The following is a 13,516-nucleotide window of genomic DNA, read 5'->3' on the forward strand; positions in this document are numbered from 1 at the left end:
CCGGCGGCGGCGAACCGGGCGCGGCAGCGGGCGGCCGAGCGCTGCGCCGGCCACGCGCCGCCGTGGTTGCCGTCCCCCACCGCCTCCGCCCGGCTGACCGCCCGGGAGCGGGAGGTCTGCGAGCTCGCCGCCGCGGGGCTGCGCAACGGCGAGATCGCGCAGCGGCTCGGCATCTCGGTGCGCACCGTGGGCAACCTGCTGCAACTGTCCTACACGAAGCTGGCGATCGGCAGCCGCCGGCACCTCGCCGAACGGCTCGCGCTCGCCCCGCTGGCCGCCGGCGGCGGGTGAGGCCCGCCGCCGGCCGCCGCGTCACTGGCTGAGCGCGGTCGCCTCGGTGATGCTGGCCCAGCCGTTGCCCTCGGCGTTGTTCCACCACGCGTACTTCACGTAGCGGGCCTGCCGGGCCGGGAACGTGGTGACCTCGGGCTGCAACGTCTTGCCGCTGCTGCGGCCCTCCCACGCCTTCACGTAGGTCACGTTGTCGACCGACGTGTAGATCGTGTAGTCGTTCCACCGCACGTCACCACGATGCCACGCCACCCCGGCACCACAGATGCTCCGCTGAGCACCCAGATCGACCGTCAGGAACGCCCCGAAACCGGAACCCGACCAGCGCGTCGTCAGGTTGCCGTCGACCGCGTTCTGCGGCGGGTTGACGGCCTCATAGGTGCTGGCCGACACCCCCGCCACCGGCTGCGCGCGGTTGCAGGGGCCGCCGCCGGAGCGGGCCGGGTCGACATCGGCGAACGTGGCGCGCTGGTCGCCGAGGCGCAGCGCGTCGTAGTACATGGTCCGCTGCGTGGTGTCCGACGGGTTCGTGCTGCCGGGTTTCCAGTCCCACTTGTAGATGCCGAACTTGAAGTACGGCGAGCCCTGCGAGTCGGCGTGCGTGCGGCCCTGGAAGCCGAACTTGTACACGCCGTTGCGCCACACCTCCAGCATCCCGCCTCCGTCGGTGCGCCAGACGACGTGGAACACCCAGTCGGTCCAGGTGCCCGTGCTGTAGGCGTCGAGGTCCACTTTCTGCGAGCGCAGCGGCATGTCGAGCATCCACCGGCCCTTCTCGGTCATCAGCGCCAGCGGCGGGGAGCCGCCGGTGCACCGGGCCGCGTCGCACTGGTGCCACTGGCTGACGATCTCCGGCGACCGGTCGTACACCCACGAGGTGGGCAGGTAGATGCTGAACCCGTACCACCGCTCGACGTTGGCCGGCTGGTTGTCGTACTGGGTGAGCTCGGAGCGCTTGCCGTTGGAGACGATCGCGTCGTCCTTCTTGAGGTCGAACTTGGCGGCGTATCCGCCGTCGCGCTTCACGTCGCTGACGATCTGGATCGAATCGGTGCGGGCGGCCTGCTTGATCCAGCCGGGCGGGGGCACGGTGCGGTCGGCCGGATCCTCGAAGTTGAGCGTCTCGAACACGCCGGCCGGGTCGGCCTGGGCTGCGGGCGACACCAGCGCCAGTCCGGCCGTGGCCAGACCGCACGCCAGCAGCGCCAGCAGCGGCCGCCATCGTGATGTCATCGGGGGTACCTCCTCTGTGGGTGTTCGCTGTCGAAGGTGTCGGGCGGCTCAGTGGCAGGCGACCGGGCCACCCTGATCGCGCGTGGCGCCGTCGACGTCGACGAACCGCCACGCGTAGTCGTTCGTGCCGAGGTCGAGGCGCAGGACGCCGTGGGTGCCGGCGATACGCCGCTCGCTGTTGGCGACGGTGGTGCCGAACGGGCGCAGGCCCGCGCCGCCGGTGCCGACGACGAACTCGCGGATGCCGGCCGGGGCCGCGACGCCGTCGGGGCGCTGCGGCGCGAACCGCTCGTAGTCGTGGTCGTGGCCGTTGAGAACCAGGTCGGCGCCGGCGGCGTACAGCGCGTCCCAGAACGGCTTCACGTTGGGGAAGTTGCCGTGGCCGCTGCCGGAGCTGAACTTCGGCCGGTGCCAGTAGGCGGCGATGCAGGGCTTGGTGGTCGCGGCCAGGTCGGCCCGCAGCCAGGCCAGCTGGGCGCCGCCCTCGTTGCGGTCGTACTCCGAGTTGAGCGACACGATGTGCCAGTTGCCGAGGTCGAAGCTGTACCAGCTGGCTCCCTGGGGCTTCGCCGCCGGGCCGAAGTAGCGGAAGTAGCCGTCGGCGCCGGTCACCTCGTACTCGTGGTTGCCGGGCGTGGGGTGGAACCGTCCCTTCAACGGCCCCCACGTCTTGTCGAAGTACCGCAGGAAGTCCTCATAGGTGTCGTTGCCGTTCTGCTGGTCGCCCAGCCCGAGGATGCGCGCCGGGTTGATCTGCCCGGTCAGCGCCGCCGTACGGGCGGTCGGGCAGTCGGCGGCCACGCACGTCTGCGAGATGTCACCGACCGCCACGACGGTCTGCGGGCCACCTGTGGCGTCGACACCGAGGACCGCGGCCTCGCTGATGCTGGCCCACAGATGCTGCTCGGCGTTCTGCCAGAAGGCGATCCGGACGAAGCGCGCCTCGTGCGGGGTGAACGCGTAGGTCTCCATCGCCCGCGTGGTGCCGGTACTGCGGCCCGCGTTGACGTTGCGGTACGTCGTGCCGTCCGCGGACGTGTAGACGGTGTAGTCGTTCCAGCGCTCGTCACCGCGGAACCACGCCACCTGCACCGCGCACAGGGTGGCCCGGGCGGGCAGTTCGAGCTGGAGGTAGGCGCCGAAGCCGTAGCCGGACCAGCGGGTGTCCGGATTCCCGTCGACGGCATGGGCGGGTGGGTTGATGTCCTCGTACGTGCTGGCGCTGACCACCGACGGCGTCTGCCGCGTGCCGCAGCCGGCCACGGCCGATCCGGCAAGCGGATCGGCCGGCGGCCGGGCCCGTGCGGGAGCCGCGGCCGCGAACACCACGACGATCGTGAACAGGACGAACAGGGGTCGACGGAGCATGGTGCCTCCTGCACGGCGGAGTCGACCGCCCCGCGACACCGCGCGGGCGAGCGGTCACCGACAGGATCAGGATCGAGGTGCTCCGATTCGGGCACATGAGTAAATGACACTCAAATGACCGACCTGGCACGACTCGCCGTGGACGATCGGGCCCGGCGGGCCGGCATCGGCGACCCGTGGGTCGGTCACGGTCCGCGTTCGGTGGCATCTGGATGGGTGCGTGTCATTGCGCTGCGGGTCATCGCGGTGCCATTTGTCCGCAACCTCGGTCCCGAAGCATCGGCCTGGCACATCGCACCACCTTGAAAGGAGCCTCTTGTGGCCAGACTCCACCGACGCACATTCCTCGGACTGACGGGTGCGGCCGGAGCCGGCGCAGCGGCCGCCGTCGCCGGATTCTCCGCGGCACCCGCGTGGGCCGACCCGCGCCTTGCCGACAACCCGTTCACGCTCGGCGTCGCCTCCGGCGACCCTCTGCCGGACGGGGTAGTCCTGTGGACCCGCCTGGCGCCGGACCCGGTCGCCGTCGACGGACTCGGCGGCATGCCGCGGCGGGTCGTACCGGTGAACTGGCAGGTCGCCGAGGACGAGCGGTTCCACAACGTGGTCCGCGCCGGTGCCGAGCACGCCACCCCGGAGCTGGGCCACTCGGTCCACGTCGAGGTCACCGGCCTGCGCCCCGGCCGGGAGTACTACTACCGGTTCCGGGTCGGCAAGCACCTCAGCCCGATCGGGCGGACCCGCACCGCACCCGCGTACGGCGCGGACCGGCGGCAGCTCGCCTTCGCCTTCGTGTCCTGCCAGAACCTGCCGACCGGGCACTTCACCGCCTACCGCCACCTGGCCGACGAGGACCTCGACCTGGTGCTGCACCTCGGCGACTACATCTACGAGGGCCCGGCCGCCGGCACGCTCGGCCGCCCGCACCTGCCCGCCGCCGAGATCTTCTCGCTGGCCGACTACCGCATCCGGCACGCCCAGTACAAGACCGATCCGGACCTGCAGCTCGCACACGCCCGGTTCCCCTGGGCTGTCACGTGGGACGACCACGAGGTGGAGAACAACTACGCCGGCGACGTCTCCGAGGACCCCACGCAGTCGCCGGAGAGCTTCCGTCAGCGCCGTGCGTTCGCGTACCAGGCCTACTACGAGCACCTGCCGCTGCGCCGCGCCAACATCCCGCAGGGGTCGGACATGCGCCTGTACCGGCGGCTCACCTACGGCAACCTCGCCCAGTTCAACATCCTCGACGGCCGGCAGTACCGCTCGGACCAGGTGCCCGCCGAGATGGACGACCCGTCGCGCACGATGCTCGGCGCCACGCAGGAGAAGTGGCTGCTCGACGGCCTGAGCGCCTCGACGGCCCGGTGGAACGTGCTGGGCAACCAGACCGTGATCGCCCAGGCCGACCGAGACCCCGGCCCCGGCAAGAAGCTGCCGGACGACAACTGGAACGGTTACGCGGCGGCCCGGCAGCGCCTCTTCGACGGCGTCGTCGAGCGCGGCGTGCGGAACATGGTGGTCGTCACGGGCGACGCCCACTGCAGCATGGTCGCCGACCTGAAGCAGAACTTCGACGACCAGTCCTCACGCACCGTCGGGGTCGAGTTCCTCGGCACGTCGATCACCTCCGGCGGCGACGGGTCCGACATGGACACGCGTGGCACCGAGTGGCTCGCCAGCAACCCGCACATGAAGTTCTACAACGCGCGCCGCGGATACGTGCGCTGCCTGCTCACCCACGACCAGATGCGCACCGACTACCGGATCGTGCCGTTCGTGACCCAGTCGGGGGCGCCGGTCTCCACCCGGGCCAGCTTCGTGGTGGAGAACGGGCGGCCAGGCGCCCAGGCGGACACGGCCTGACGGCCCCGGACCCCGGCGCGGCCCGGAAACCGCGCGGCGCCGGGGTCCGGGATGGCGGCAATCCTATTCGCTGTGCAGACCCGGTTCGCCTGCTTGTCCTCGTCTTGGCTCGTTGCGGAACCTTGGAAGGGCTGTGGCGTGGGAGGTCAAATCTACGAAGACGGGCGGCGGAGAAGTGGCTTCCGTAGCGGCCCAGAGACGGCGACGCCCGGCCGCCGAGATCGGCAGGTTGTCTTCTCCGCCGGCAGCCAGCAGCACATCGAAGTCGACGGCAGAGTCGCGAAGGGCACGCGGATTGTCGCGATCCAACGCACGTTTCACCACCGCCGCCATCGGACCGCGGGCCAGCAGATCGAGCGTGGTCTGGTACGAACCACCCAGAACGTCAGCCAGGTCGAGGGCTTCACGCAGCCCCGCCTCGGCAGCCATGACGACCACATTGGTGATCAGTTTGTAAGCCACGCCGGATCCGAGCGGCCCGACACGAACGACCTGCCCAAAAGCGTCCAGGATCGGCTCGGCCAAGGCCGTCGCGTCGTCGGAGCCCGCCAGCAGCACGGTCAGCGTGGCTTCCGAGGCGTACCGCACGCCACCGATGAGCGGAGCGTCGACGAGGTGAACGCCTGCCGGCATCTGCGATGCGAGCGACTGCAGCATGGCCGGAGTCGTGGTCGACAGGACGGCCAAGGCTGCTCCGGGTCGCATTCCGGCGAGAATGCCACCCTCCCCCAGATGTGCCCCCGGTATGTCGGCGGACATCACGGCACTCATCACCACATCAGCGTCACGGGCTGCTGCCGCCGGGCTGTCGGCCCCGACGGCCCCCAGCGCCGTCATCGCATCAATCCGCCCCGGCACGACGTCGAAGACACCCACCCGGTGGTTGGCGCGCAACAGATGGGGAACCATGCGAGAACCCATGTCCCCAAGGCCGACGAAACCGACAGCGACCATGGCATTCCTCCTCGTGCAGAGCGCTCGGCACCTGGCACTACAGCGTCCTGATGATTCGGAACGCGTACCCGCCGCACCGCCGCCGATGTACCGGAGCACACCGATTCACCACAAAGATCGCCTGGGCAAGCCCGCCCGGTACAGGTCACCCGATCAATCAAGCAACGGTGCCGCTCTACGTCCTTGCGATGGGCGCGGCGTCGAAGCTCGGGTTGCCCATTTCGCGGCCGCGCAGGCTGGCGCGCGGCGTGGATTCGGACAACTCGGTGGCGTGCTCCGTCTCTGATGCCGGGGCCGGGACTCGCGCCGACTCCGGCTTGTCCAGAAAGCGCAGCAGTTCGACTGGGAACGGCAGGACCAGCGTCGAGTTCTTCTCGGCCGCCACCTCGACCACCGTCTCCAACAGCCGCAATTGCAACGCGGTCGGCGTCTGCGCCATCGTGGCCGCGGCGTCGGCGAGCTTGTGCGACGCCTGCAGCTCACCGTCCGCGGTGATGATCCGCGCGCGCCGTTCGCGCTCCGCCTCGGCTTGCCGGGACATCGAGCGTTTCATCGACTCCGGCAGCGAGACATCCTTGATCTCCACCCGGTCGATGTGGACGCCCCAATCGATCGCCGGGCTGTCGATCATGACCTCCAGGCCCTGATTGAGCCGCTCGCGATTGGTCAACAGCTCGTCGAGGTCGCTCTTGCCGATGATCGAGCGCAACGACGTCTGTGCCACCTGGAGGACCGCGAACATGTAGTCCTGCACGTTGACGACGGCGCGGACCGGGTCAGTGACCCGGAAGTACACCACCGCGTCGACTGTGACGGTCACGTTGTCCCGGGTGATGCCGTCCTGTGCCGGGACCGGCATGGTGACGATCTGCAGGTTCACTTTCTGCAGCCGGTCCAGCAACGGCACGATCAGGGTCAGGCCGGGCCCACGCGTCGTGTCCCGCAGACGGCCGAGCCGGAAAATCAGACCACGCTCGAACTGCCGGACGATCCGGACGCTGGCCACAAACCCGGCCATCGTCAATAGCAGCACCGTGATGAGTAATGGACCCATGGCATGTCGCCACCATCCGTGCGCATCTAGGTCTCCACGGTCACTATAACGCGGCGTGCGTGGTGCGCTTCGATGTGCCGCGGCGTCGTGTAGCGCCTCGCTCCGCCCGCGGCACCCGCCGCGGTCGACAAGCTGTTCGACTGACCCCGCGCCTGGCGGGCACCGGCCCGGTCCATCGACCCGGCCGGTGCGGCCGCACCGGCATCAACGAGTGACGGCGGTGCGGCACCGATCATCGGCCGCAGCCCGCCATGATGCGGGGTGGAAGGCCCGTCGGCGGTGCGCAGCCCCCGCCGGTCGTCGCCGGGGCGGCGAGCGCCGCCGGTGCCGGGTCCGGGTTCGGAGGCTTCTGCGGGCCGGCGAGCCAGTCCATGATGAACGGCCGCAGGTCCCGTCCGGCGACGCGGGAGGCGAGCGCGGCGAACTGTTCGGTGGAACCGTTGGCGTACCGGCGTTCCGCTGCCCACGTGCGCAGGATCCGGAAGAACGTGGCGTCGCCGACGTGCATCCGCAGGGCGTGCAGGGTCATGGCGCCGCGGGTGTACGCCGAGAGCCCCCACGGCCGCTCACCGGCCGGATCGTAGGCGGGCGCCCAGAACGGGTGGTCGATCGGGAACTCGTAGAACTGGTTGAACTCGTGCTGCACGGTGAACCAGCCGTCGTGCTCGCCCCACATCCACTCGCCGTAGGTGGCGAAGCCCTCGTTGAGCCAGGTGTCGTACCAGTTGGCCACCGACACGCTGTCGCCGAACCACTGGTGGGTGAGCTCGTGCGCGACGACCGTCGCCTGGTACCTGCTGGTGCCGGACGTGAAGTACGAGGCGGGGTACGTCGGCCGGGTCTGGGTCTCCAGCGCGAACCACAGCGTGTCGGCCCGGTCGACGATCGCGCCGTTGGCCTCCATCGGGTACGCGCCGAACAGGGTCTCCAGGTAGTCGGTGATCTCGTCGGTGCGTCCGACGACCGGGTCGGCGACCTCCGGGGCGAGCGCGGCGTCGACGGCGATCACAGTCGGCCGCCCGTCGTGCAGGTGCTGATCGACGCGGAACCGGCCGACCGCCATCGTGCTCAGGTAGCTGGCGACCGGGGTGAGCGCCGCCCACCGCCACGTCGTCCAGCCGTCGCGGGTGGACGAGCCGAGCGGCACGCCGTTGCCGATCGCGGTCAGCCCCTCGGGCACCGTCAGGCGCATCGAATAGGTCGCCTTGTCCCGCGGGTGGTCGTTCACCGGGAACCACAGCGTCGCGGACTCCGGCTCGCCGGCGATGATCGCGCCGTCGTCGGTGCGGATGAAGCCGTACTCGTACGCCGGCTCGCCGGGGATGTCGCTCGGGTAGCTGTACCGGACCGGCACCCCGTGGTAGCGCACGTCGACGGTGAACGGCTGCCCCTCGCGCAGGCCCCGGGCCGGGGTGATGACCAGCTCACCGCCGTCGCGGGTCCAGGCCGCGGGACGGTCGTTGACGCGGATCGCGTCGACGGCCAGGCCGGTCAGGTCGAGGTCGAAGCGGGACAGGTGCTGAGTGGCGGCGGCGAGGATCGTGGCGTGGCCGGTCAGCTCGTCGGTGGCCGGGGCGTAGCGCACGTCGAGGTCGTAGTGGCGCACGTCGTAGCCGCCGTTGCCCGACAGCGGGTAGTGCGGGTCGCCGAGCCCGGGCGCGCCCGGGGTGAAGGTCACGGGTGCGGCGGCCGCGGCCGGTGCCACCGGCGCGAGCCCGAGCAGCGTGGCGAGGCTCGCCGCGGCAAGACGTCTTCCCATCGATGTACCCCCCGTGGTCTCGTGGATGTCGTCATTCGGAAGGACCGTTGAAGCATCGACGAGGTTGCACGGGTGCGGGCTCCGGCGCTGTGGCGGCAGCTCGTCGGCTGACATGACCGAGAACAGTCCGCCGACGAGTTCATCGACGGTCAGGGTGGCGTCATGGGCGACGGCGGACTCGACGACCTGATATCCAGCTGCCTGCAAGGCGTCGCGGTTGCGTCGGCGGACCGCCGAGGAGTTGGGCGACGCCTTCACGCGGCTGCACACCGAGCAGATCGTGCCCGCGATCCCGGCCGGGCTGAGCGCGACCGTCTACACGCAACTGTCCGACGTGGACGATGAGCTCAACGGCCTGCTCACCTACGACCGGCGCGTGGTCAAACTCCCCGAGGAGGTGGTCCGGCAGGTCAACGCCCGGCTGCGCTACCAGCGGTTGTGCGCCTCCTCGGCCCACCCGACCAGGCCGTCCAGGCTCACCCGGCCGCCGTCGTCCGCCTGGACCCAGCCGGAGAAGTGCCCGAAGCACTGGTGGGTCTCGTTGGCCACGATGCCGAGGTTGGTGCGCGCGATCTTCTCGTGGAACGGGTGGAACTCCACCTCGACCCGGTCGCCGCTGATCCGCCACGGCCGCAGCCAGTCGCGGCGGTCGTAGCTCCAGCGCAGTTCGGCGCCGAGCTTGTGCAGCCGCCCGCCGACGAAGAGCGCGTTCTCGGTCGAGCCGGTTCCGTCGGTCCACTTGCCGCCGAGCTGGATCGACACGCCCGGCGCGCTGCCGGCCGCCCAGTTCCACCGGATCGCGTACGGCCATTTGCCCCGGCCGTGGTCGAGCACGGCGAACGAGTCCTCCCCGGCCACGGCGTGCGCCGTGCCGTTCACCCGCAGGGAGCCGTGCACCGGACGGCCGACGTCCTTGACCGTGTACTGGAACCGGCGCGCGCTCCACGGGACCACGACGCCGAGCGACTCGTGGCCGGGCGGCAGCGGCACGATGAGGTCGATCTCGACGCCGGGTGCGGTGGCGCGGATCGTGCTGCCCTCGGGGGTCTGGTCGATGTCGATCGACAGGCCGGCGCCGCGCACGCTCGCGGTGCCCGCGCCGCTGACGGGCGGCAGCACGGCGCCGCGGGCGAAGAGGACCACCGCGTCCTTGCTGACCTCGACCTTCGTTGCGCGGTCGAGCACGTAGACGCCGTGCACGCCGGCGTAGTCCAGCGACGATGCGACGAGGCCGACGATGTGGGTGGGCGTGACGATCCCCCAGTACTCCCAGCGCTTGGCCCTTCCCCAGCCACGCAGGTTCGCCCGGTGCAGCGGCCGGCGGGTCCAGCCGACCGCCGCGGGGTTGAGCCGCCCGTTCGGCAGGCACAGGTCGACCGGCTCGACGATCTCCTTCTCGTGCGTCACGAGGGCAGCGTAGCCGCCTTGACGAGCAGGCGACGGAGCAGTTCGGGTCGGATGCTGGGTCTGGTGGGAGCCGCTCGGACTTGGCCGTGGACGCGCGACCAGCGCGGAGGCGCGGTCGCCGTGAAGTTGCGGTTGACCACCTCGGGCGCCGGTGTCGCTCGAGGGGTTTGCCGGGTGGAACCGCCGCTGTGGAGGTCAGCGTCGCCGCTGAGCTCGATACGGCGACGTGCCAGCAGATGCGGGTGGCGCCGGGCGCCGCGGACCCCAGCTTGTCGGAACTGGATCCAGGCCGGGTGGCGTTCTGCTCTGGCGCTGCGGTTGCCGAGCGCGCCTGACTCACAGCAGGCGAAGGCTCAGGAGGTCGCACCGTGGACCTTGCCCTGACCGCCCGCCTCGCCGCCGCACCACACGCCCTGGCCGCGTTCGAATCAGCTCTTGGCGTCCGCCGGGCGTTCCCTGCGCGACACGCTGCGCGGAGGTAGCCGAGCAGGCGGCACGGGACCTGACCGCTGATCACGCGGCCGCCGTCGCCGCGTTTGCTGGTTTAGGTCGGCGCCGGCTCGGTAGAGAGGTCCGAGCAGCGGCCACACGGGGGTGCGGATGTTGAAGGGCTTCAAGAACTTCCTGATGCAGGGCGACCTGATCGTCGTCGCCGTCGGTCTGGTGGTCGCGCTGGCCTTCAGTACGTTGATCAAGTCCTTCACCGACAGCATCATCACGCCGCTGGTCAACGCGGCGGCAGGCGGCGGCGCGACGGGCAAGGGCATCGGCTGGACCGTGAACGGCCAGCGGATCGACCTGGGTGCGTTCATCGGCGCCCTGATCTACTTCGTCATCTTCATGGCCGTCATCTACTACCTGATCGTGGTGCCGTACCGGGCGTACATGCACAGGCGCGGCAAGACGGTGTTCGGCGACCCGCCCCCGACCAAGACCTGCCCGAACTGCCGGATGGAGGACGTGCCGGCGAGCGCGGTCCGCTGCCCGCACTGCACGAGCGACTTGGCCGCCCTCTAAAGCTGCGGATGCGACGGCCGCCGGGTTTCCCGGCGTGGCTTTCGCCGGGACAGCAGGCAGAGCTGGTCGAGGTGCTCATCGCCGGGTCGCTGGGGCGATGGTTCACGGCAGCAATTCGCGCACCTCTACCCAGGCGACGAGCCGGTCCTTGGTTGGTCCGGGCTGCAGGATGTCAACCAGTCTGTCCAAATGGGCTGTCAGGTTCTTCTGTCTGCGTAGCTCGTCTATCTGCTCGATCGGGAGGTCGCGCCAGCCTGCGGACATCGTGCGAGCATGGGTGGGATCGAGGGTGAGCGCTGCGAGGGTGTCGGCGGCGAGGATCTCGGGGTTCCAGTCCGGGTCCGTATCAGAGCCGAGATGCTCGATGACCCAGGCGCGGAGCAGGAAGTTGTGCCCGAGCATGCGGGCCCGATCCCACGGGCCTTCGCCGTGTAGCCGTTCGTTGGCGTTCAAGGACAGCTTGGCCCAGCGTAGGCGGACCTGGCGCGGTTGGTCGGGTCGGCCGGCGTTGGCCTGGGCGACGACGCGGACTTGTTCCAACTCGTGGCCGTGCTGGGTGGCAGCGTGGTCTTCGAGGTCTTCGAGGTCTTCGAGGTCTTCGAGGGGCCGGGTGCTGATATCCCGGGTCGGTTCGTCGCGTTCTGTGTCGTTCAACGTTGCTCGTCTCTGACGGCGGGAAGACCGAGGTCGACAGTAGCGCCGTTGCGGGACTTGCGGTCGATCTGGGCGAGCTTGTCCTCGGGGGACTTCGACGTGCCGCTGCGCTCGCAGGCAAGCCCGTCGCTGAGCCGGGCGATGGTGCGCGGCGGGCCTGGTCGATCGGCTCCAGATGACGATCTTCCCGGTCGTCTCTGGTCGGACTGTGCCAGGCTGATCTCACGAACGCCTGCGACGCCTGGTTCGTCGTTGCTAGTCGTTCGGCCCCAGAGGACCGTCTCCCAGGCGCCGCCGGACCGGTAGTGGTCCGACCAGGTACTGCCTGCTTCAGTGGTGTCCCAACCAGGTACTGCCTGCTTCAGTGGTGTCCCAACCAGTTCTCACCTCCTCGCGGACAGGCAAGGGCTGTCCTGCGGGCTCGCGGCAATGTGTAAGTGACCCAGGTCACGTCGTTTGGTGATCCGCCGGGTGCCTCGCGGTCGACCATCTAGACGTGGGAGGAAGTGATCAGGACGAGGAGCGGCTGCTGCGGCGGGTCGCGCGCGCCGATCTGGACGCGTTCGACGAGCTGTACCGGCGGACCTCGCCCTGGCTGGCGATCCGGTTGCGCCGCCGCTGCGGCGACGACGGCATCGTCGCCGAGGTGCTGCAGGACACCTACCTGACGGTGTGGCGGGCAGCCGGCTCGTTCACCGGGCTGCGGCAGTCCGGCGGGGCGGACGCGCCGGGCGGCACGGCCGTCGGCTGGATCTGGACGATCGCGGCACGCCGCCTCGTCGACGCGTTGCGCCGGCGGTCCCGCCTGCAGGAGGTGCCGACGGAGGTGCTGCCCGAGCGCAGCGCGCCGACCGCCGAGGACGAGGCCCTCGCCGGGTCGATCGGCCTGGAGCTCGGCGCGGCGCTGGACAGCCTCGCGCCGGAGCTGCGGGCGGTCCTGGCCGCGATGGTCCTGGACGGGCTCACCGTGCGCGAGACCTCGATCCTGCTGGGGTTGCCGGAGGGCACCGTGAAGAGCCGGGCGCGGCGCGCCCGCACCGCGCTACGGGAGGCGCTGACATGACCGCGCACGTCGCACCCCACGTCGCACCGGCGGCCCTCGCCGCGTACGCCGCCGGCACCCTCGGCCCCGACCCCGCCACCACCTGGACGCTCGAGGTGCACCTGGAGCGGTGCGCGCAGTGCCGGGCGCGGCTGGCCGAGCTGGCGGCCCCGCCGCTGCGGGCGCTGCTGGACGACACCCGCACCACGATCCTCGCCCAGGCGCGCAGCGGACCGCGGCCGGTGCCCCGGTCGCCGCTGCAGGGGCGGCTGCGACGGTGGCGGCTGCGGTGGACCGGCTGGTCCGTGCTCGGCTGGGCCGCCATGACGTGCAGCGCGATCCTCGCCGCCGTCCTGCTCGACTGGAACTATCCCGACCGGCCCTCGGTGGTGCTGCTGCTGGCGCCGGTCGCGCCCCTCGCGGGACTGGCGGTCACGTGGTCCCACCGGGCCAACCCGGCCTGGGAGACGATCGCCGGGACCGCCCGGGCCGGGCTGGAGCTGTTGCTGCGCCGTACCCTCGCCGTCCTCGCCCTGGTCCTGCCGCCGCTGACGGTGGCGGGGCTGGCGCTGGGCCGCAACCCGGCGCTGTGGTTGCTGCCGTGCCTGACGTTCACCGCCGCGACGCTCCTGCTCGGCAGCCGCATCGGCGTGCCGCTCGCGGCCGCCCTGCTCGGCGGGGGCTGGCTGGCGGCGGCCGGCGCGGTGACGTTCGGTCACGACAGCGCGTCCGCCACGGCGCCGGCGGAGGCCCTGATCCGGGCCGAGACCATGCCCGCGTGGGCCGCCGCCGCCGTCGTGCTGGCGCTGCTGACCGCACTGCGCGCCGACCACCTGCGAAACCCCGCCACCTGGCGCTGACCTGTACAAAG

Annotated in this window: 12 protein-coding genes; 5 read left to right on the forward strand and 7 right to left on the reverse strand. The window is 70.8% G+C overall.

Features of this window, described 5'->3' with window-relative positions:
• The coding region (locus AB0J72_RS53490; protein WP_363415192.1) for a helix-turn-helix transcriptional regulator at positions 1-291 on the forward strand (291 nt) is incomplete at its 5' end.
• 21 nt (positions 292-312) lie between these two features.
• On the opposite strand, the gene AB0J72_RS53495 is transcribed toward AB0J72_RS53490, so the two are convergent.
• Positions 313-1,524, reverse strand: coding sequence for a heparin lyase I family protein (locus tag AB0J72_RS53495; RefSeq protein WP_363415195.1), 1,212 nt, complete (start codon positions 1,522-1,524; stop codon positions 313-315).
• A 48-nt stretch (positions 1,525-1,572) separates the two neighbouring features.
• Entirely contained in the window at positions 1,573-2,892 is a 1,320-nt protein-coding gene (locus tag AB0J72_RS53500) for a discoidin domain-containing protein (protein WP_363415198.1), read from the reverse strand.
• 318 nt (positions 2,893-3,210) lie between these two features.
• Between AB0J72_RS53500 and AB0J72_RS53505 the strand changes: the two genes are divergently transcribed.
• Positions 3,211-4,758 (forward strand): alkaline phosphatase D family protein, encoded by a 1,548-nt coding sequence (locus tag AB0J72_RS53505; protein ID WP_363415200.1) that lies wholly within the window; start codon positions 3,211-3,213, stop codon positions 4,756-4,758.
• A gap of 63 nt (positions 4,759-4,821) precedes the next feature.
• Here the strand turns inward: AB0J72_RS53505 and AB0J72_RS53510 are convergent, their stop codons facing one another.
• The 4 genes from AB0J72_RS53510 to AB0J72_RS53525 all read right to left on the reverse strand — a co-directional run bounded on the left by AB0J72_RS53510 (position 4,822) and on the right by AB0J72_RS53525 (position 9,932).
• Positions 4,822-5,712, reverse strand: a complete 891-nt coding sequence (locus tag AB0J72_RS53510) for an NAD(P)-binding domain-containing protein (protein ID WP_363415203.1) — start codon at positions 5,710-5,712, stop codon at positions 4,822-4,824.
• A gap of 175 nt (positions 5,713-5,887) precedes the next feature.
• On the reverse strand, positions 5,888-6,766 hold the full coding sequence (locus AB0J72_RS53515; RefSeq protein ID WP_363415206.1) for a slipin family protein: 879 nt from the start codon (positions 6,764-6,766) through the stop codon (positions 5,888-5,890).
• Between the two features lie 232 nt (positions 6,767-6,998).
• On the reverse strand, positions 6,999-8,795 hold the full coding sequence (locus AB0J72_RS53520; RefSeq protein ID WP_363415209.1) for a M1 family metallopeptidase: 1,797 nt from the start codon (positions 8,793-8,795) through the stop codon (positions 6,999-7,001).
• A 156-nt stretch (positions 8,796-8,951) separates the two neighbouring features.
• Complete coding sequence (locus tag AB0J72_RS53525; RefSeq protein ID WP_363415211.1) at positions 8,952-9,932, reverse strand: DUF2804 domain-containing protein; 981 nt, start codon at positions 9,930-9,932, stop codon at positions 8,952-8,954.
• A 600-nt stretch (positions 9,933-10,532) separates the two neighbouring features.
• Between AB0J72_RS53525 and AB0J72_RS53530 the strand changes: the two genes are divergently transcribed.
• Positions 10,533-10,949: an MscL family protein gene (locus tag AB0J72_RS53530; RefSeq protein ID WP_363415214.1), complete on the forward strand. Its 417-nt coding sequence runs from the start codon at positions 10,533-10,535 to the stop codon at positions 10,947-10,949.
• A 102-nt stretch (positions 10,950-11,051) separates the two neighbouring features.
• Here the strand turns inward: AB0J72_RS53530 and AB0J72_RS53535 are convergent, their stop codons facing one another.
• Positions 11,052-11,603 (reverse strand): hypothetical protein, encoded by a 552-nt coding sequence (locus AB0J72_RS53535; protein ID WP_363415217.1) that lies wholly within the window; start codon positions 11,601-11,603, stop codon positions 11,052-11,054.
• A gap of 496 nt (positions 11,604-12,099) precedes the next feature.
• Here AB0J72_RS53535 and AB0J72_RS53540 point away from each other — a divergent pair, with 496 nt between their 5' ends.
• Positions 12,100-12,666, forward strand: a complete 567-nt coding sequence (locus tag AB0J72_RS53540; protein WP_363415220.1) for an RNA polymerase sigma factor — start codon at positions 12,100-12,102, stop codon at positions 12,664-12,666.
• Positions 12,663-13,505: a zf-HC2 domain-containing protein gene (locus AB0J72_RS53545; protein ID WP_363415223.1), complete on the forward strand. Its 843-nt coding sequence runs from the start codon at positions 12,663-12,665 to the stop codon at positions 13,503-13,505. Before AB0J72_RS53540 ends, AB0J72_RS53545 begins: the two co-directional genes overlap by 4 nt.
• The last annotated feature ends 11 nt before the right edge of the window (positions 13,506-13,516 follow it).

This window comes from Dactylosporangium sp. NPDC049742 (assembly GCF_040674675.1).
GTDB lineage: Bacteria > Actinomycetota > Actinomycetes > Mycobacteriales > Micromonosporaceae > Dactylosporangium > Dactylosporangium maewongense.